General features: G+C 74.3%; 11 protein-coding genes. 6 read left to right on the top strand and 5 right to left on the bottom strand.

What is annotated here, in order from left to right; all coding sequences use genetic code 11:
• Positions 1–56: 56 nt before the first annotated feature.
• Complete coding sequence (locus ACGFJ7_RS24305; protein WP_392643920.1) at positions 57–1319, bottom strand: NAD(P)/FAD-dependent oxidoreductase; 1263 nt, start codon at positions 1317–1319, stop codon at positions 57–59.
• Positions 1316–1837 (bottom strand): Lrp/AsnC family transcriptional regulator, encoded by a 522-nt coding sequence (locus ACGFJ7_RS24310; RefSeq protein ID WP_392643922.1) that lies wholly within the window; start codon positions 1835–1837, stop codon positions 1316–1318. The genes ACGFJ7_RS24305 and ACGFJ7_RS24310 overlap by 4 nt, the downstream gene beginning before the upstream one ends.
• Before the next feature lie 94 nt (positions 1838–1931).
• Here ACGFJ7_RS24310 and ACGFJ7_RS24315 point away from each other — a divergent pair, with 94 nt between their 5' ends.
• On the top strand, positions 1932–3110 hold the full coding sequence (locus ACGFJ7_RS24315) for a saccharopine dehydrogenase C-terminal domain-containing protein (protein WP_360249870.1): 1179 nt from the start codon (positions 1932–1934) through the stop codon (positions 3108–3110).
• Between the two features lie 102 nt (positions 3111–3212).
• Here ACGFJ7_RS24315 and ACGFJ7_RS24320 read toward each other — a convergent pair whose 3' ends face one another.
• From ACGFJ7_RS24320 to ACGFJ7_RS24330, 3 genes are all read right to left on the bottom strand, one after another.
• Positions 3213–6641 (bottom strand): AAA family ATPase, encoded by a 3429-nt coding sequence (locus ACGFJ7_RS24320; RefSeq protein WP_392643924.1) that lies wholly within the window; start codon positions 6639–6641, stop codon positions 3213–3215.
• Positions 6638–9337, bottom strand: coding sequence for a LuxR family transcriptional regulator (locus ACGFJ7_RS24325; RefSeq protein WP_360250024.1), 2700 nt, complete (start codon positions 9335–9337; stop codon positions 6638–6640). Before ACGFJ7_RS24325 ends, ACGFJ7_RS24320 begins: the two co-directional genes overlap by 4 nt.
• A 188-nt stretch (positions 9338–9525) precedes the next feature.
• Complete coding sequence (locus ACGFJ7_RS24330) at positions 9526–10959, bottom strand: gamma-aminobutyraldehyde dehydrogenase (protein WP_360249864.1); 1434 nt, start codon at positions 10957–10959, stop codon at positions 9526–9528.
• A 182-nt stretch (positions 10960–11141) separates the two neighbouring features.
• Between ACGFJ7_RS24330 and ACGFJ7_RS24335 the strand changes: the two genes are divergently transcribed.
• Genes ACGFJ7_RS24335 through ACGFJ7_RS24355 form a run of 5 tightly spaced genes read left to right on the top strand, consistent with a single transcriptional unit; the run spans position 11142 to position 20281 of the window.
• The gene (locus ACGFJ7_RS24335; protein ID WP_360249861.1) at positions 11142–12620 is read left to right on the top strand and encodes a serine protease; all 1479 of its coding nucleotides are present in this window, start codon (positions 11142–11144) and stop codon (positions 12618–12620) included.
• A gap of 8 nt (positions 12621–12628) precedes the next feature.
• Complete coding sequence (locus ACGFJ7_RS24340) at positions 12629–13603, top strand: AAA family ATPase (protein WP_392643927.1); 975 nt, start codon at positions 12629–12631, stop codon at positions 13601–13603.
• Complete coding sequence (locus tag ACGFJ7_RS24345; protein ID WP_392643929.1) at positions 13603–15192, top strand: trypsin-like peptidase domain-containing protein; 1590 nt, start codon at positions 13603–13605, stop codon at positions 15190–15192. Before ACGFJ7_RS24340 ends, ACGFJ7_RS24345 begins: the two co-directional genes overlap by 1 nt.
• Positions 15189–19778, top strand: coding sequence for an AAA family ATPase (locus ACGFJ7_RS24350; RefSeq protein WP_392643931.1), 4590 nt, complete (start codon positions 15189–15191; stop codon positions 19776–19778). The genes ACGFJ7_RS24345 and ACGFJ7_RS24350 overlap by 4 nt, the downstream gene beginning before the upstream one ends.
• Positions 19778–20281 (top strand): hypothetical protein, encoded by a 504-nt coding sequence (locus ACGFJ7_RS24355; protein ID WP_360249849.1) that lies wholly within the window; start codon positions 19778–19780, stop codon positions 20279–20281. The genes ACGFJ7_RS24350 and ACGFJ7_RS24355 overlap by 1 nt, the downstream gene beginning before the upstream one ends.
• The last annotated feature ends 3 nt before the right edge of the window (positions 20282–20284 follow it).

Raw genomic sequence — 20284 nt, forward strand, 5'->3', positions numbered from 1 at the left:
CGGCGTGATCCGGTCCATACCGGTCGGGCGGGTCCCGCCACGGCGATCCACAGAACCTAACGGGCCTTCTCCAGGGAGTCGCGCAGGTTGGTGGCTCGCAGGCCCGCGTTGATGCCGAGCCAGCGCAGGGGCTCGGGCTCCCAGCGGCGGGAGCGGTGGCCCACCCAGGGCAGCGTGGTCAGGTCGGTCTCCGCGCCGCGGATCAGGTCGGACAGGGTGCGGCCGGCCAGGTTGGCCGCGGCGACGCCGTCGCCGACGTAGCCGCCGGCCCAGGCGATGCCGTCGGCCAGGCCCACCGAGGGCATCCAGTCGCGGGGGATGCCGAGCGGGCCGCCCCAGCGGGCGGCGATGTCCGGGCGGACGCCGAACATCTGCTCGAGGGTGTCGCGCAGCGCGTCGAAGACGGCCGGGACCTGGTCGTAGCCGGGCTCGATCCGTGAGCCGAAGTGGTACGGGGCGCCGCGGCCGCCGAAGGCGAGGCGGTCGTCGGCCGTCCGCTGACCGTAGATGATCATGTGGCGTTCGTCGGTGAAGGTCTCGCGGCGGGCCAGGCCCACCCGGTCCCAGAACGACGACGGCAGCGGCTCGGTGGCGATCATCAGGCTGTAGACGGGCGCCAGCGCGCGCCGGTAGCCGTCGAGCTGGGCCGTGTAGCCCTCCAGGGCCCGCACGACCGTCCCGGCGGTGACGACGCCGTGGTCGGTCACGACGCGGCCGCGGGCTATGCCCCGTACCCTCGTGCCTTCGAAGATCTTGACGCCGCGCCGCTCGACCGCCTCGGCCAGGCCGCGCACCAGCCGGGCCGGGTGCAGGGCGGCGCAGTCGGGGCTGTAGACGCCGCCCAGCACGTCCGTGGCGCCGCAGATCGCGCGGGCCCCGGCGGCGCCCAGGAAGCCGGGGGCGTTGCGGGCGCGGCGGAACTGGGCGGGGGATCGTACGAGGGAAATGGTCCCGCCCTTGGCGAAGTGGCAGTCGATGCCCTCGGCTTCGGCGGCCCGGCCCACCTCGTCCACCGCCCCCGCCAATGCAGAATGCATCGCCGCCGCCTGAGCGGCCCCGTGCCGGCGGGCCAGCTTCGCCTCCGACACCGGGAACAGGCCGGACGCCCAGCCGCCGTTGCGCCCGGAGGCGCCGAAGCCGCAATAGCGCGACTCCAGCACCACGATGGACAGCTCCGGGGCGGCCTGGGACAGGTAGTAGGCCGTCCACAGGCCGGTGTAGCCGCCGCCCACGATCGCCACATCGGCCGACCGGTCGCCCGGCAAGGCGGGGCGCTCGGTGATCGGGCCGAGAGTGGACAACCAGAAGGACGGCGTCATCGAGTTCCCCAGGCGTAGGTCTGTTTGGCCAGTTTCAGGTACATGAACGTCTCGCAGACGGCGACGCCCTTGATCGTGCGGACCTTCTCGTTGAGCAGGTCGAGCAGGTGCTCGTCGTCGGTGCAGACCAGCTCGACCAGCAGGTCGAAGCCGCCCGCGCAGATCACCACGTAGTCGACCTCGGGGATGGCGGCGATCTCGTCGGCGATCGCGCGCAGATCGCCGTTGACCTTCAGCCCGACCATCGCCTGCCGGGCGAAGCCGAGCGTCAGCGGGTCGGTCACCGCCACGATCTGCATCAGGCCGCCGTCGAGCAGGCGCTGCACGCGCTGGCGTACTGCCGCCTCGGAAAGCCCGATGGTCTTGGCCAGCGTCGCGTACGACATCCGCCCGTCGCGCTGAAGGTGCTCGATGATCTGCTTGTTGATCTCGTCAAGTGCCACGTCCGCCGTCACGCCGCGATTCTTCCCGCCGCTGGCGGCCGGGGCAATCGCCCGGATGGGCTCGGCGTTCGGCATACCTGCGTTTATCGCAGAGTTGATCGCTCTTGACAAGCTTTTCCGGCGCGAAGAGGCTCTGTCGACACGGTTTCAGTGATCGGGAGGGTTCTTCATGCGCATCCTGACCATCGGCGCCGGGGGTGTCGGCGCGGCCGCCGCCCGCATCGCCGCCCGCCGCTCCTTCTACGACCTGTTCGTCGTCGCCGACTACTCCCTCGACCGCGCCGCCTCCGCCGCATCCGCCGATGACCGTTTCGTGGCCGAGCGGGTCGACGCCTCCGATCCCGCCGCGGTGGCCGCCCTGTGCCGCGCGCACGGCATCACCCACGTACTCAACGCTGTGGATCCGCGGTTCGTCATGCCGGTCTTCCGCGGCGCCCTCGAGGCCGGCGCCGACTACCTCGACATGGCGATGTCACTCAGCCACGCCGCCACCGGCGTCAAACTCGGCGACGAGCAGTTCGCCGAGGCCCCGCAGTGGGAGGAGGCCGGCCGGCTCGCTCTCGTCGGCATCGGCGTCGAGCCCGGTCTGTCGGACATCTTCGCCCGGTATGCCGCCGATCACCTGTTCTCCCGGATCGACGAGATCGGCGTCCGCGACGGCTCGAATCTGGTCGTCGACGGCTACGACTTCGCCCCTTCGTTCAGCATCTGGACCACCATCGAGGAGTGCCTGAACCCGCCCGTCGTCTACGAACGCGACCGCGGCTGGTACACCCTCGAGCCGTTCAGCGAACCCGAGGTCTTCGACTTCCCCGGCGGCATCGGCCCGGTCGAGTGCGTCCACGTCGAACACGAGGAAGTCCTGCTCATCCCCCGCTGGGTGCAGGCCGGCAAGGTCACCTTCAAGTACGGCCTGGGCCGCGAGTTCATCGACGTCCTCAAGACCCTCCACAAGCTCGGCCTGGACCGCACCACCCCGGTCCGCGTCGGCGGCGCCCCGGTCTCCCCGCGCGACGTCGTGGCGGCGGTCCTCCCCGACCCGGCCACCCTGGGCGACCGCATGACCGGCGTCACCTGCGCCGGCACGTGGGTCCGCGGCCTCGGCACCTCCGGCGAACCGCGCGAGGTCTACTTGCACCACCTGGTCGACAACGAGTGGTCCATGCGCGAATACGCCTCCCAGGCCGTCGTCTGGCAGACCGCCGTCAACCCCGTCATAGCCCTGGAACTCCTGGCCGCCGGCACGTGGGCGGGCAAGGGCGTCCTCGGCCCGGAGGCCTTCGACCCCGTCCCGTTCCTCGACAAACTCGTCGAATACGGCAGCCCTTGGGCAATTCGGGAGCAATAACTTCAGAAGTACGAATCCTCGAAGGGCACCCAGGAGCTCACGGCGATCGAAGCCTCTGGCCAGGGCCGTCAGGCCACTTTCGCGTGGGGCGCGGGGCCGCGGTCAGAGCTTCTCCGGCGGCTTGGCCTGGTCGAGGCGTTGCAGGGCCGCGGGTAGTTGGGCTCGGCTCTTCACACCCAGTTTGGGAAACGCCCGGTGCAGGTGCGTGCCGACCGTCCGGTGCGACAGGTGCAGGCGCTCGCCGATCTCACGGTTGGTCAGGCCCGTAGCGGCCAGCCGCACGATCTGCTCCTCGTGCGAGGTCAGGCCGGCGGCCGGCGCGCTCGCGGCACCGCCCGGCGAGACGGCCACACCGGCCGCCCGCAGCTCCAGCGCCGCCCGGTCGGCCAGCCGGGACGCCCCGGCGTCCCGGAAGGCCCCCAGCGCGGCGTTGAGGAAGTCCCGCGCCCGAACGATGCGGCGCCGCCGCCGAAGCCACTCCCCGTAGGCGAGTTCGGTCCGCGCCCGCTCCCAGACGTTGCCGGCCTCACGCGCGTACCGCAAGGATTGCTCGAAACTGCGCTCAGCCTCCGGCCCCGCGGTGATGATTGCGCGCGCCCGATGTACAAGCGCCCAGAGGTGAGCCGACCCAAAGGCGGCGGCCTGATCCTCCGCGGCCGCCACCCGAGCCTCCACGTTCGCTTCGGCCATAGTGCCCGCTTGGGCCGTCGTGCCCGCTTGGGCCGTCGTGCCCGCTTGGGTCGTCGTGCCCGCTTGGGTCGTCGTGCCCGCTTGGGTCGTCGTGCCCGCTTGGGCCGTCGTGCCCGCTTGGGCCGTCGTGCCCGCTTCCGGCCTCGACTCTGCTTCCAGCTCAGTCACTGCTTTCGGCCCGGTTACCGCTTTCGGCTCGGTCACTGCTTCCGGCTCGGTTACCGCTTTCGGTTCCGTCACCGCTTCCGCGCTTGCGACTGCCTTCGGCTTGGGCTGCGACTTGAGCTCGGGCGCGTTGTCGAGGTGCTGAGCGGCCTCGGCCAGATCCGCGATCGCCCACAGGCCGGTCGTGGGGTGGGCGCTCACTTCGGACAGTTCGCGCCAGGCGTCGGTATAGCGCCCTTCGGCCAGCGCCAGAATCCCGGCCGCCCAGCGAACCCGCGCGGTGATCACCGTGGGGTACCCGCCGGCGGTGACGTGACCGGTCGAGGTGGTGTCGGTGTGTGACGCGGCCGCGGTGGCATGACCGGTCGAGGTGGTGTCGGTGTGTGACGCGGCCGCGGTGGCGAGATCGGTCGAGGCGGTGCTGATGTGGAGGGCGGCCGCGGTGGTGAAACCTGTGGCCGCGGTGAGGTGGGTGGCGGCTTTGGGGTGGTCGCCACGGTGGGTGTGGGCCAGGGCTGAGACGGCGGAGGCCAGGGCGGCCAGGGCGGGGAGGTGATTTGCCTCGGCCAGGGCTGACGCTTGTTCGCTGTCGGCGGTGGCGGCGCGGAGGTCGCCGGTGAGGATACGGGTCAGGGCGCGGCCGGTCAGGGCGGTTGCCTCGTCGGCGGTGGCGGCGGCGTGATGGAGGGCGGACAGCTGCTGCCAGCAGCGGGCGGCCAGGTCGGGGTCGTGTTGGGCCTCGGCGGCGTACGCCAGGAGGAGCAGCCACTGACCGCGGCCTGTCTCTTGTTCGCGGCCGGCGCCGTCGAACGCCCAGGCGAACGCCGTGTCTTGGCCGGTGCTCCGGCGGTGCCGGATATTTCGGGCATGTGCGGGAGGGTTACCGAGGGCGTCGGCGATGTCGCGTTGCCAGGACACCGGGCCGGGGGCGGAGGGGCTCAAGGTCTGGCCGGTGGTCCAGGCGCGGAAGGCGGCGAGGGCCAGCAAGCGGAGTTCGCCGGCGGCGGTGAAGGCGGTGCTGGACGCACCGACGGAGGGCGCGGCGCTGGGCGCACCGACGGAGGGTGCGGCGGTGGGGGTGGCCGCGGGGGGTGCGGTGGTGAAGGCGGCGCTGGGCGCACCGACGGAGGGCGCGGCGGTGGGGGTGGCCGCGGAGGCTGCGGAGGTGGGGGAGGGCGCGGAGGCTGCGGCGGTGGGGGTGGCTGCGGGGGGTGCGGCGGTGGGGGAGGGTGCGGCGGTGGGAGGGGTCGCGGAGGGGGCCGCGGCGCGAGAGACGGCAGCGGGTGCGGCGCCGGAGGGCGAGGTGGAGGCGGCCGTTGGGGTGGCGCTGGAGGAGGACGTCAGGGTGGGGAGGGGGTGGTATGGGGCGCCGGTCTGGAAGGACAGCAAGGTCTGGGTGGCGGCCTGGGCGACCGCGTCGTCGGGGGTGGACGGTAAGGAAGCGGCCTCGGTCAACAGGGACTGGGACTCCGCGGGGAGGGCTGAGCGGCGAGCCAGCTCCGCGGCGACCGTCAGGCGGTGTGCGCGGGCGGGCTCGGTGGGGGACAGGGCCGCGGCGCGGCGTAAGGCGGCCACCGCCTCGTGGGTGGCTCCACGGTGGGTGGCTATCGAGGCGGCGGCCTCCAATGTGGTGGCTACCGCCTCGTCAGGGGTGGTGGTTGCGGCGGCTCGGTGCCATGCCGCGCGGACCGGGTCGGTGGCTACCGCGGACAGGGCGCGGTGGGCGTCGGCGCGCTGGGTGGGGGTGGCGGCGCCGTAGGCCACCGACCGGATCAGTGGGTTGGTGAACGTCACGGCCTGGGGGGTCAGGGTGATGAGCCGGGCGTTCTCCAAAGGGGCGAGGTCCTGGGGGGTGGCGCCGGTTCGGGCGCCGGCGGCCAGGATCTCGGGGAGCGACGTGTTCTCGCCGGCCGCGGCGGCCAGCAGCAGGAGGGTGCGGCTCGGGGTGGGCAGGGCTTCGGGGAGGAAGGCCCGTTCCAGGCGGCGGCTCACCGGCAGGCGGGGCGGGGCCTCGGCTCCCGTGCGGTGCAGGGCGGCGGCGGTGGCCGCGTACTCGCGCAGGGCCAGCGGGTTTCCCCCGGCCTCGGCCAGGACCCGGCGGCGGAAGGGGGCGCTCAGCCGGGGTGCGATCAGGTCGGCTAGCTGTTCGCTGTCGGAGCGGGGTAGCGGGCCGAGGCTCAGGTGGACGGCGTCCTCGCCGGGGAACAGCGGGCCGGAGCGGACGGTGGCCAGGACGGCGACGGGGGTGCCGGGGAGGCGGCGTACGACGAAAGCGAGCGTGGCCCGGCTGAGGCGGTCCCAGGTGTGCGCGTCGTCGACGACCACCAGCGACGGGTGGTGGGCGAGCAGGCTCAGGGTGGCCAGGTGGACCAGGAGCGGCTCGGGTGGGGCGCCGGCGGACGGATCGAGGACGGCGCGGAGGGCGTCGCGTTGCGGGGTGGGCAGGGAGGCCGCGGCGGGGGCCAGAGGCAACAGCAGAGCGCGAAGCCCGGCGTACGGGTCGGGGGCGCCCCCGATGCCGCGCAGGACACGGCCGGGTGCGGTACGGATGAAGGCCTCGGCCAGGGTGGTCTTGCCGATGCCGGCGGGGCCTTCGAGGACCACCGCGCGGCCGGGGGTGCCGAGGACGGCGGTCAGGGTGTCGAGGTCGGCCCGGCGACCGATGAGAGGGCTCAAGACTGCTCGAGGGCGGAGCTCAGTTGGGAGCGGCGGGAGATGCCGAGCTTCAGGAAGGCTCGGCTCAGGTGGTCGGCGACCGTGCGGTGGGAGACGTAGACGCGGTCGGCGATCTCGCGGTTGGTCAGGCCCTGCGCGGCCAGCCGGGCCACCTGCAGCTCCTGCGAGGTGAGCAGCTGGCCGGCGTCGCGGCGGGCCTGGCGGCCGCCGGAGCCGCCGCCGGTGGCGCCCAGTTCGGCCTCGGCCCGGGTCGCCCAGGGGGTGGCGCCGGCGGCGCGGAGCAGGTCGACGGCCTCGGTGAGCTGGGTGCGGGCTTCGGCGATGAGGCGGTCGCGGCGCAGCCATTCGCCGTACGCGAGTCTGGTGCGGCCCAGATCGAGCGGGGAACCGGCCCGGGCGCCGTGCGCGAGCGCGGCCTCGAAGTGCGCGCGGGGCTCGGTGCCGAGCAGGGCCAGGGAACGGTCGCGGGCCTGGGCCAGGCGGTCGGGGAAGGGCGAGGCGGCGATGGCGGCCTCGGCCAGTTCGAGCCAATGGCCGGCGGCGCCGGGGCGCTGGGCGCGGACGGCCGCCTCCACCAGGTCGGGGCCGGCCCACAGTTCGACCGGCGGGTTCACGGTGGTGCCGGCCAGGGCGGTCAGCGCGTCCTGGGGGCGGCCCTCGTTGAGGGCGAGCAGGCCGGCGGCCCATGCCATCACCGCCTGGACGCGGGCGAACGGGGCGGAGCCGAGCAGTTGCCGGGCCTGCTCCAGGGCCGCCGCCGCCTCGCCGTCCTCGCCGCGGACGGCCCGGGCGACGGCCACGGCGGCGGCGGCGATGGCGCCGACGATCTGCAGGTCGAAGTCGAGGGACAGCCGCAGCGCCTGCTCGCTGTCGGCCAGGCCGTCGGCGATCCGGCCGGTGGCGACGCGCATCATCCCGCGCCCGCAGACGGTGACCGCCTCGTCGCTGATCCGGCCGGACGCGTGGTGGAAGTCGACGGCGGCCGTCCAGCAGCGCTCGGCCGTCTCGAAGTCTCCCAGGCCCTCGGCGGCGAAGGCGAGCACGTTGACGATCTCCGCCTGCTCCTCGAGGAGGCGGGGCAGGATCACGCCGAGGTCGGAGCGGAGCGCGTCCATGCCGTGGCGCGGGTCGAGCAGGACGAAACCGATCTCGCGCAGCGGCTCGTCGCGGGTCTCGGCCGGGGCCCGCTCCAGGGCGGCGCGGACCTCTTCCCGCACGTCCGGCGGCTCCTGCAGGATGAACGCCTTGGTGGCCGCCCACAGCAGCACCTCGACCGGGCGGTCGGAGCCGGGGCCGGCCAGCCGGACCAGGTCGCGGGCGCCGCGGCCGGGCAGGCTCGCGGTCATGCTGAGAAGCCATTCGGTACGGGCGAGGGCGCGCACGTCGGCCGGTGTCTCGGCCGCCGGCAGCGCCTCCTGCAGAACCTCGGCCGCCTCGGCGGTCAGGCCGGCCCGGCGGGCGGCCTCCGCGGCCTCGGCCAGGCGGTGCACGCGCCGGTCGGCCGCCGGTGACAGCTCGGCGGCCCGGCGGTAGGCGACCATCGCCTCGTGGTGGGCGCCGCGCCGCTGCGCGGCCAGTGCCACGGCGTCCAGGCCGGCCGCCACGTCCTCGTCCCAGCCGTAGGTGGCGGCGGACCGGTGCCAGGCCACCCGCACCGGGTCGGCCGACACCTCGGCCAGCGCCCGGTGGGCCTCGGCGCGGGCCACCGACGACGCCGCGCCCTGCACGGCCGAGGCCAGCAGCGGGTGGCGGAACACCAGGCGGCCGTTCACGATCCGCAGCAGGCCGGTGCGTTCCACCCGGTCGAGGTCGAGCCGGTCCAGGCCGAGCACACCCATCGCGGCCACCAGCTCGGCGGCCGTCGCGTCCTCGCCGGCCGCGGCCAGGCGCAGCACCCGCTGACCGGCCGGGGGCAGCTGGCCCACCTCGGACAGGAACGCCTGCTCCAGCCGCTCGGTCAGCGGCAGCCGGGACGAGCCGGGCAGGTCCCGGTCGCGCAGGGCCGCCGGCAGCTCCTGAAGGGCGAGCGGGTTGCCCGAGGACGCGCTGAGGATCCGCTCCCGCGACGGCGCGCCCAGTCCGGGAGCGACCCGGTCGAGCAGTTCGCCGGAGTACTCCTCGGAGAGCGCGTCCAGCGGCAGCACGTGCGGGAAGGAGCCGCTCCAGTCGGGGTAGGAGCCGTCGGTACGGGTCATCGCGAGCAGGGTGACCGGGACCGCCCCGAGCCGGCGGGCCAGGAAGGCGACCACCTCGGCGCTGGACCGGTCGAGCCAGTGCAGGTCCTCGACCAGGATCAGCAGGGGCCGGGTGGACGCGCTCTCCTCGAGCAGGCTCAGGGTGGCCAGGCTGATCAGCATCCGGTCGGCCGCCGGGCCCTCCTCCTGGCCGAAGGCGACCAGCAGGGCGGACCGCTGCCGCGGCGGCAGCAGGGCGACCCGGTCCAGGATGGGGTACAGCAGCTCGTGCAGGCCGCCGAAACCGGCGCCGGCGGTGCTCTGCACGCCGCGCGCGAGCAGCACCTGGAAGCCCCGCTCGCGGGCCCGGGCGGCGGTGTCGCGGGCCAGCGCGGTCTTGCCGATGCCGGCCACGCCCTCGATGAGCAGAGCGGTGCCGCCGGCCGGGGTCTCGAGGAGCAGCTTGCCCAGGCGGGCCCGCTCATCGGTGCGGTCCACCAGGTCGTCCGGCGGCAGCGGCATGATCACTTGTTCACGTTAGCGGGTGGGTCCTCTTTCAGCGCGGCCCCGCGCCCCACGCGAAAGGGGCGCAACGGCCGTGACCGGACGCTCAGGCCGCCCCCGAGCTCCCCGGTACTGCCCGAGAAGGCGTACCCCTTCTGCCTATAAGGACGGCCCGGACCGAAAACGGCCCGGGCCGTCTCAGGTGTTCACCCGAGGCTGTGCATGACGTGCTTGAGGCGGGTGTAGTCCTCGAGGCCGTAGACCGAGAGGTCCTTGCCGTGGCCGCTGTGCTTGAAACCGCCGTGCGGCATCTCGGCGACCAGCGGGATGTGGCAGTTCACCCAGACGCAGCCGAAGTCGAGGCGCTGGGTCATCCGCATGGCGCGGCCGTGATCGGTGGTCCAGACCGAGGAGGCCAGGCCGTACTCGACACCGTTGGCCCAGCGGACGGCCTCGTCCTCGTCGGAGAACTGCTGGACCGTGATGACCGGGCCGAACACCTCGTCCTGGATGATCTCGTCGGTCTGGCGCAGGCCGGAGACGACGGTGGGGGAGTAGAAGTAGCCGCGGTCGCCGACGCGGGAGCCGCCGGCGCTCAGAACCGCGTGGTCGGGCAGGCGGTCGACGAAGCCGGAGACCCGGTCGAACTGGCGGGCGTTGTTGAGCGGGCCGTAGAGGACGTCCTCGTCGTCGGCGGCGCCCGTCCTGGTACCCTTCGCGGCCTCGGCCAGGGCGGCCACGAAGTCGCTGTAGACCCGGGGGCCGGCCAGTACGCGGGTGGCCGCGGTGCAGTCCTGGCCGGCGTTGAAGTAGCCGGCCTCGGCGATCGCGGCCGCCGCCGCCTCCACGTCGGCGTCGTCGAAGACCACGACCGGGGCCTTGCCGCCCAGCTCGAGGTGGGTGCGCTTGAGGTCGGCGGAGGCGGCCGAGGCGACCTCCATGCCGGCCCGGACCGAACCGGTGATCGAGACCATCTGCGGGGTCTTGTGGGTGACCAGCTGCCGGCCGGTGTCCCGGTCGCCGACGACCACGTTGAACGCGCCCGCGGGCAGGAACTCGGCGGCGATCTCGGCCAGCATCACGCTGGTGAGCGGGGTCGTGTCCGACGGCTTGAGCACGACGGTGTTGCCGGCGGCCAGCGCGGGCGCGATCTTCCAGACGGCCATCATGAGCGGGTAGTTCCACGGCGTGACCTGGGCGACCACGCCGATCGGCTCGCGGCGCACGTAGCTCTCGTAGCCGTTGAGGTACTGCCCGGCGGAACGGCCCTCGAGCAGGCGGGCGGCGCCGGCGAAGAAGCGCAGCTGGTCGACCGCCGGCGGCAGCTCCTCGCTGGCGGTCAGGCCCAGCGGCTTGCCCGTGTTCCGCGACTCGGCCTGGACCAGGTCGTCCGCTCGGCGCTCGACGGCGTCGGCGAACTTGAGCAGGGCCCGCTGGCGCTCGCTGGGAGTGGTGTCGCGCCAGGTCTCGAAGGCCTGGGCGGCGGCCTCCATGGCCCGGTCGACGTCGGGCTGGCCGGAGACGGGAGCGGACGCGAACACCTCGCCGGTCGCGGGATCGATGAGGTCTTCGTATCGGCCCTCGGCCGGCGCGGCCGACTCGCCGCCGATGAAGTTGTGCAGCACGGTCTTGGCGGTCACACGGTCTCCAGACGCAGGATCTCCACTGTTCGCGTGCCATCTTCCCACTGATTCCGTAGCTGACAAGAGGGTCAGGCGACTCGATCCGCGCTCCCGGCCGGTGGGCCGGGCCGGCCGGGCGAGAGGCAACCATCCGACTCAGCGGCCGGTCCGGGCGGTTCCCGGCCGTACGCTTCGGCGTGATGCTGGGCCATCACGGGATCGTCGAGCTAGTGCGCGCCGCCACGGTCGTCATCACGTCCGAGAAGGCCGGCGGGCGGGTGCCGTACGGATCCGGTTTCTTCGTCGCACCCGGATGGGTGCTCAGCTGCGCCCACGTGGTCGCGAAAGCGACGCGCCCCCGGGTGCTGTGGCGAGGCTCCGAGCTGACCCCGATCGAGAAGCACGTCCTGCCGGCGGCCGCCGACGCCGACGAGCGGTTCGGCTTCCCGGACGCGGCGCTGCTCAAGGTCGAGGTGCCCGGGCCGGAGCAGGAGATCTGCGTGCCGATCGGCACCGATCTGCCGTCGCCCGGGGAGGAGGTCTGGGCGTACGGGATGAACCGGGTCCGCACCGGGCGCCCGGAACCGGACGGGTCGCGGCTCACGGTCGCGAACGCGCGGGCGGGCCAGTTCATCCGGGTGCAGCAGGGCCAGCTCGCGCCGGGCATGAGCGGCGGGCCGGTGCTCAACCTCGGCACGTACGAGGTCTTCGGGATGGCCAAGGCGACCCAGGGCCGGGACACCGAGCTGGGCGGGTGGATCACGCCGATCGCGGACGCCCTGGCCATCGTGGCCGAGCCCCTGGCCCAGCGCAACGCGGAGTTCCACGCGGACACCCTGCGGGCGGTCCGCAACGGCCAGGCCATGCTGGGCCGCCTGCCGGACCGGGTCCTGGCCCAGCTGTTGTCCCACGAGGGCGCGGTCAGCCTGCTCGCGAACCGGCTCGGCCCGCCGCCCACGGTGGCCGCCGCCGACATCCCGGAATGGGTCGCCCGGCGGCTGTTCTGCCTCACCCTGGACGACCTGGCGGCCGCCCTGCTGGCGGCGCGCGGCGCCCTCGACCCCGAGTCGATCATCTTCATCTTCGACCACGTCGCGTGCAGCCTGGCCATGAACCGGCCGCTCGCCTGGTGGGTGCCCGGCGACGCCGCCCACCTCGTCCGTGTCGAATCGGCGGCCGACGAGCCGCGCGTGCTGCGGGTCGGCACCGACGAGGAGGTCACGCTGGGCCTGCTGCTGCGCCGCGCGGTCGAGGACGACACGTGGGAGGTCAAGAAGCCCGGCGGGCCCTCCTCGGCCGCCCGTGCCGAGCCGCGACGGCCACCGGACGAGCTGGTGCGGGACGTGCGTACCGAGATCCTGCGCTGCCTCGGCGCCGGGGAGCGGGAGTGGCAGAAGTTCCGGGACGCGTTCCGGCAACGGCTGCGCACCCAGAACGTCTACCTCCAGGTACGCGTGGACGGCGATCCCGACACCGCCTTCCTGTCCGCGCTGCGCACCGAGTTCCAGGGGTTCCGGATCCTCATCCGCAAGCGCGACGTGGTGCTGCCGGACGGCGCCGACGACATCCTGCTCGACGTGGTGCCGGCCATCGACGCCGACGGCGAGTGGTGGGGTCTCAACTCCCGCAAGGACCTGCTCGAGCAGATCGGGCTGCCGACGGATCATCGGGTCACCTAGGAGGAGCCATGACCAGTACCGGCGGCTACCGGCCGCTGTTCGATCCCCGCCTCGAGAAGCAGCCGTTCGACCAGAAACGGGCCTATCGGCTCGGCGATCGCGGTACGAGCGACTCCCTGCCCTACGTGTACGACAACGACATCGTCCTGGCCGTGAACGTGGCGCTGGCCGCGGGCCGGCCCCTGCTCGTGCGCGGCCATCCCGGCACCGGCAAGAGCACGCTGGCCCGCAGCGTGGCCGAGCGGCTCGGGTGGCGGTTCTACGCCGACACCGTCTCCTCGCGCACGTCGGCGCGGGATCTGCTGTGGACGTTCGACACCGTGGCCCGGCTGGCCGACGCGCAGGCCGTGCGCGAGGGCGAGCCGATGCCGCCGCGCGCCGCCTACCTGCAGCCCGGCGTGCTGTGGTGGGCGTTCGACCCCGACCTGGCCCGGCGGCGCGGGCTCGACCAGAGCGCCGGAGACCTCCAGCCGGCGCGGGACCCGGCGATCGTCAACCCGGCCGCCGAACGCGCCGTGGTGCTCATCGACGAGATCGACAAGGCCGACCCGGACGTGCCCAACGACCTGCTGGTGCCGCTCGGCAGCTACCAGTTCCGGGTCACCGACGGCCCCCGGGTGGTGGCCCGGCGGGTGCCGCTCATCATCGTCACCACCAACGAGGAGCGGGAGCTGCCGCGGGCGTTCCTGCGCCGCTGCGTCATCCTCGGCCTGCGCCAGCCCGACCCCGACCGGCTCGACACGATAGCCCGGGCCCACTTCGAGGACCTGACCGATCCGCTGCTCGAGGCCGTGCGCGGCGAATACCTGCGGCTGCGGGCGGAACGGATCGCCCAGTACGAGCCGCCGCCCAGCGTCGCCGAGTTCCTGGACGCGCTGGCCGCCTGCCGCGGCCTCGGGCTGGACACCGGCTCGGCGGCCTTCAAGGAGCTGACCGGGCTGCTCCTGGCCAAGATGATGACCATTCAGCCCGAGGAACGCTGATGACCGGCCGGCCCCTGTCACCCCCGCCGGCGGTCTGGCTCGCCGACGCGGTGCGGGCGGCGCGGCGCCTGAGCGCGGACCCGGCCACCACGCGGCGGATCCTGGAACTGCTCGGCCTGATCGGGGCGCCGCCGGCCGGTCCGTCGCCGGTGGGCACGGCCGGGGAGGCGCCGGCCGCCGGTTCCGCGCCGGTGGTCGCCCGGCGCCGCTCGGCGCCGGCGGCGCCGCCGACCGCCCGCGAGGTCGCCCGGTCGGTGTCGACGCCGCCGGAGGAGCCCGCCGGCCGTCCCCTGGTCGAACGGGAGCCGGGCAGCACGGGCGCGCGGGACCACCCGCCGCGGCGGCTGCCCACCCTGGCCGACGTCCTCGACGACCCCCGGCTGCGCGGGGACGGCCTCGCCGATCTGGTCCGCGAGGCGACGGTCGCGATCGTCTCGGAGCAGGTGGCCGGATCCGGCTTCTTCATCGCTCCCGGAGTGGTGCTGACCTGTGCGCATGTGGTCGGCCGGTCGGCGCGCCCACGGGTCCGGTGGCGGGAACACCTTCTGGATCCGTTCCGCGTGGAACTGTCGCCGGCCCGGCCGGACGCCGGCGGACGGTTCGCCCTGCCCGACGTCGCGGTGCTGTGGGTCGCCATGCCCGCCGGTACCTCCGTTCCGCGACTGCCGATCGCCACGGAGCCTCCGGCGCCGGGTGAAGCTCTCCTGGCGGTGGGTGTGAACCCGGCCGGCCCTCTCCTCGGCGGCGCCGTCGCCGCCGAGGTTTCCGGCCCACTCGTCCGCCTCCAAGACGCCCAGCTTCCGCCGGGGACGAGCGGCGGGCCGATCCTCGGCCTGGAATCCCACGCGGTCGTCGCCATGGTGAAGGAGACCGAGTGGGCCACCCTGATCTCGCCCGCGCTGGCCATGGCCGGTATGACGAAGCTGCCTGATGACACCCCGGCCGCCCGCCTCGAACCGGGCTCGCTGCTGCCGCCGGGGCGGCAGCGGGCGATCCTGTCCGCACTGTGCGGCGGTCCTGTCGCGACCGATGCGATCGACCTCGACGAGCTGGTCGACCGGATGGCGCGCCGGGAGCCGATCCGGGCGCTGCCCATGACGGTGACCGTGACGACCCGGCGCGGCCTGCAGGTGCTGGTGGACTACGGGGACGGGATGCGCCCGTTCGTCAACGACCAGGACGAGGTCGTCCAGCGGCTCGAGCGCATCGCCGGGCCGGACGGCTTCGAGGTCCTGCGGTTCGCCACCACCCCGCTCGACCCGCCGGGAGCGGGACCCGGGCCGGTCTGGACCTGGCGGCAGTACCGGCCGCCGCTGACCGGGCAGCCGGTCATCGTCCTGTCCGACCTCGGCGCGTGCGCGCCGGCCGGCCGGCGGGCCGAGGTGCAGAACCGGTGGCGGCTCTTCGCCGGCCGCCTGCGCGAGTCCGGGCACCAGGTCGTCGCCCTGGCCCCGCTGCCGACCCGCCGCTACCCGCCGGCGCTGCGGGCCGTCCTGCCCATCCTGACCTGGGACCGCGGCACCAGCGTGGCCGACGCCATCCGCACCGCGCGCACCGGGGCCGGCCGGGTGGCCGGCCGGGGACGATGAGCACCCCGCCCGGCCCGGCCGGGGCCGCCGTCGCGGCGGTCGCCCGGCTGCGTGCGGCCAGCCCGGCCGCCGCCGATCTCGCCGTGCTGCTGTCGACGGCGATCCGGATCGAGCCGGCACTGGTACGGCAGATGCGGCTGCTTCTTCCGCACGCCGACGTCGGGGCCGAGGCGGACCTGTGGACGAGCGAGCTGCTGGCCTCGGCGTCGCCGGTCGCCCTCTCGTTCCGCCCGGAGGTCGCCGAAGTCCTTCAGGCCGAGCTGGCCGGGCCCGGATACGGGCCGCTGCGCGACGCCGCGTGCGACGTCGTGGCCACCCTGCACGCCGACGACCACTGGTCGCTGCGGCTGGAGGAGAAGATCAACCGGCTCCTGGTCCAGGACGAGCCGGACGGCCCCGAGCGGGTCGAGCAGCTGCTGCTTGCCGCGACCGCCTGCCTGCGCACCGGCGACGCGCCCGGCACGGACCCGGTCTCGACGGCGCGCTGGCTGCTCGGCGCGCTCGCCCGGATGCCGCGCGCCGCGGCCCGCACCGAGGCCGGCGTCATCGCCCGGCTCAGCGCCGGCACCCGCCTCGACGGGCGCCTCGACCTCGACGAGCGCCCGGCGATCGCCGGCGCCTGGATGCCGTGGCTGCTCGGCGTGGCCGGGATCCGCCCGAGGCCGGTGCCGGTCCGGTTCACCGCGGCCGGCCTGATCGTCAACGCGGCGGCCGAGGACGCCGTCTTCATCGAGGTGCCGGACACCGACCCGATGGTGCTGGAGGCGCACTGGCACGACACCGTGCGCACACACCACCGCCGGGTGCGGTTCCGCCGTGACGAGCAGGTGCCGCTCGAATTGCGGGTGGACAGCGTCGAACTGGAGGCGCTGACCGGCGACAAGTTCCGGCTGACCCGGCCCGGCGGGGTGGCGCTGGGCTCGGCCACGCGCGGGATCGACTTCTCGGCGGCGCGGGCCGCCCTGCGCCCGTGTCTCGGGCGCGAGCGGGAGATCGAGGAGATTCTGGAGTATCTGCGCCAGCCGTCGTGGGTTGTCATCACCGGTCTGCCCGGCATCGGCAAGAGCGTCCTGCTCGGCGCCGTGCTGGACCGGTTGCGGCGTGACGGTGAGCCGGTGGCGCAGCACTTCTACGGACATCGGGCGACGTGGGACCGGCCGGACCGGGTCGACGCCTCCCTCGACGCGCAGCTGGCCGGCGCCGCCTCTCGCGGAACCGTCGCCCTGGACGGCGTTTCCGGTGTGCCGGAGGGCCTTCCATGGGCGGATCGCCACGACGTGGCGGTGCTCCTCACCTGCCGGGACGGCTATCTGATCAACCGCCGGGACACGGTTGTCGTCCGGCTCGACCCGATGAACAGTGGCGAAGTGTGCCAGGCGATGCTGTCCGAGCGCCTGGACGAGCTCCGGCTGGTCTTCGGCGGTACGCAGGCGGCCCGCGCCGCGTTCGCCCGGCTCGTCGACCGGGCCGGCTCCGTGCCGGGCCGGCTCGCGGCCATCGTCGACTGGCTGGTGAGCCAGCCGGTGGGTGCGGCCGGGCTGGACACGATCCCGGTGTCGCTGACGTTCCAGATCCACGCGATCTTCGACGGGTACGCCGATCCGGCGATGCGGCGCGGCCTGGCGGCGGTCGTCGTCGCCCAGCCGGGCTTCACCGGCGTCGACGCGCGCCTGGTCACCGGCGACGACGCGGTGGTCCGGGCCATGGAACACGACGGCCTGGCCCGCCGCGACGGTGACGAGTGGACGCTGACCCACCCGTCGGTTCGGGACGCGTTCGTGGAACGGTTCGGCGCGGACGGGATCCGCGACGGCCACGCGGCCCACGCCGGCGCCTTCCCGCACCGGGACCCGGCCGCGGCGACGCCCTATCAGATCGCGGCGGCCGTGGTGCACCACATCGGCGCGATCGGGTCGGTGGAGGAGTCACTGGCCGTCAACGCCGCGTTCCTCGACCGGCGCCAGCGGCAGGACGGGGTCGGCGCGGTGCTGGCCGACCTCGACCTGCTCGGCTCTGTCGGAGGGGACGGCAACCCCACGTTCACAGGCAGCTCGCGGGAGAACGCCAGAACCGTCGCCCGGGCCGTCCGGGTCGTGGCGCCCGCCCTCGCCGCCGAACCCGGGCGTTTCACCGACCTGGTGGCCAACGCGCTGTATCAACTGGGCGCCGCCGACCTCGCCGACGCCATGGTCGCCGACGGCTGGCCGCCGGCGCTGCGGGTCCGCGTGGTGTACGACCTCGATGCCCTGGCCCCGGCCTGGAAGCACACCGGGCCGAACAGCGTGGCCGCCGTCGTGGGATCCCGCGGCCTCGCGGTCGCCGGCGCCTGGGGCGTACTGGGGGAAGGGTCTTTCCCGGAGACCTCGCTCGGGCCGGTCACGCTGTCGGGGCCGGCCGCGGCGGCGGACTGGGACGGGTCACTGGCCGTCGCCGACGGCCCGGCGGTGTACATCGCCGGTTCGGCCTCGGGGCCGCCTTCCCGGTTGCCGGCCGAGGCGGTCCTGCCCTGCCCGGTCGCCAGTCTCGGCGCCGGGCAAGGCTTGCTCGTCGCGGGTCTCGACGACGGACGGGTGGCCGTTCTCAGCCGCCGGGCGGACGGCTCGATCGCCACCCGGGTGATGCTGGGGCACGCGGCGCGGGCCGGTGCCGTGGCCGTCACCGGCGCGGGTCTGGTGTCGGCCGGGGACGACGGGACGGTCCGCGTCTGGAACCCCGCCACCGGCGTGTGCCGGCGCGTCTACAGCCGGCACCACGCGGCCGTTCGGCACCTTGTCGTGCTCGGCGGCGGCGCGGTGGTCACCGGTGACGCCAAGGGCGGGCTGCGCTGGTGGGATCCGGCGACCGGAGCCGACCTCGGCGTGCTCTCCGGTCACGAGGCCGCGGTGACAGCGGTGGTACCGGTTGCGGCGGAGCCCGGCACCGAGGTTGTGGTGACGGCCGGAGCCGACGGGGCGCTGTACCGCTGGGAGCTGCGGGGCCGGACCGTCGGCGTCACACCGCTTCAGGCGGCCGGTGGGCCGGCGATCGAGCACGCCGTCTGGTGCGACGGCTCGCTGACCACCACCGGCAGCAGCGGGCGGCTGACCGCCTGGGACGCGGCTGGAGCGCGGGGACTCGACGTCCGCCCGGGCGGGGTGGAGCCGCCCGTCCACGGCCTGGCCTGGAGCCCGGCCGACGGGTGTGTGGTCGTCATGCACGCCGGTGGCGCCGCCGCGTTCCCGGTTCGGGACTGGCCACCGCCGGCCGGCCCGGTGGCGCTGGGGGCGCTGGCCCTCTCGGCCGGCGGCCGCCGCGTCGCCTACGGCACCGCTCGGGGCGCCGGCTCGCTGTCGCTCGACAACGGTCAGTTGTGGATTCCGTACGCCATGAGCGAGTCGCCGCCGCGAGCCGTCGGCCTGATCCGGGAGCCCGGCCCCGCCGGCGAGGACACGCTGGCGGTCGTCTGGCAGGACGGCCGGCTCCTCCACCAGAACGAGGAGTGGCCGGGTGACGACAAGGAACTCCTCGCCGTCGAACGGCCGGACCGGCGGCGGTTCTGGGTCTACGACCGGGACGGCCGCCTGGACCGGTGGGAACCGCGCGCCGGCGGCGCCGCGATGTGGATCCCGAAGGACACCCGGGCGCTGGCGGTGACGGTGGCCCGCGCCGGCAAGAGCCCGGGGATCGTCGCCGCCGGGGCCGGCGTGACGGTGATGCGGTCGGACGGCGCCTTCATCGCCGCCGGTACTCCGCCGGTCGAGGCGGTCGCCTTCGATCAGGAGGCGACGACGGTCTACGCCGGCACCTCCGACGGCGTGCTGTGGCGGGTTCCCGTGGACGGGCCGGACGCCGCACCGGCCGGTGGCCACACCGGAGCCGTCACCGGCGTGGCCGTCGGCGGGCGGACGGAGCAGGGCGTGCTCACCACGTCGGCCGACGGGACGATCCGGCTCTGGGACCACGGGCATCGGGGGCTGCTCGGCGTCGTGGCCGGGCCCACGCCGTTCCTGGCCGTCGACGCGGTGCACGACACGGCGGTGGCCCGCGACGCCGACGGCCGCCTGTGGGTGCTCGAGCTCGACGTGCCGCACCACGACCCCGTACCGCCGGCCCTGGAAGTCTCTCTGGGCGGCGACGAGGACAACGAGATCGAGCTGCGCGGTCCGGGGACCATGCGGGTACGGCTGCGATTCGATGTCGTGCCGCCGGTTCCGGTCGAGCTGCGGGCCGTACGGATCATCCTGCCCCTTCAGCCGCGCCAGTTCGACATCGCACCGAACCATCTCGAGATCCGCCGGCCGCCCGGCGGGCCCACCGACCCGGTCACGGAGGACGGCCGGCTGGTGATCCCCCGGCGGCTGGCGGCGGGGAACACGGCGTCGATCCGGGCCGCCGTCTCCGTCTACAACATGCGGATTCCCCCCGGCGTGCCGGTGGCGGCCCTGCGCCTGACCTTATACGACCCGGTACGGGACGAGTGGCAGCTGGACGTCGGCGCGGTCTTCGAGCCGCGAGGGGAGTCGGCCTTCAAACCGGCCACCGGCGCCCGGGTGTTCCGGCCCGGGCAGCTCGACGAACCCTGGAACGACGACGAATCGGAGGCGTGATGACTGGCAACGACGACCCACCGGCGACCGGCCTGAAATGGACCTGGCAGTTCACCGTGGCGGTCATCCTGATCGTGCTCTTCCTGGTTCTGGCCGCCCTCATGTTCTTCGGCGCCGACACCTCGGAGACGGTGTGGCAGCGCCGGGTCTACGTGTTCGGCGCCATCGAGGCGATCGTCTTCACCGCTGTCGGCTGGATCTTCGGCAAGGAGGTCCACCGGGCCGAGGCCGAGTCGGCCAAGGCGGAAGCGTCCGAGGCCAAGCAGGAGGCGAAGGAGAACGCGGACGCCGCCGTCGACGCGTCGGTGAAGCTCACGGCCGAACAGACCAAGGGTCGGATGGCCGCGGCGGCGGTCCGCCACATGAACACGGGCGCCGGCGGCGCCCGCATGGGCGGCGGCAGCGGCAGCGACATCAACCTGGACGACGAGGCCGCGCCGGGCGACGGGCGGGCGGTGACCGACCTGAAGGCCTTCTTCGACGAGCTGTACCCGGGCGGTTAGCCT

Source organism: Actinoplanes sp. NPDC048988 (genome assembly GCF_043197815.1).
In the GTDB taxonomy this organism is placed as follows: domain Bacteria; phylum Actinomycetota; class Actinomycetes; order Mycobacteriales; family Micromonosporaceae; genus Actinoplanes.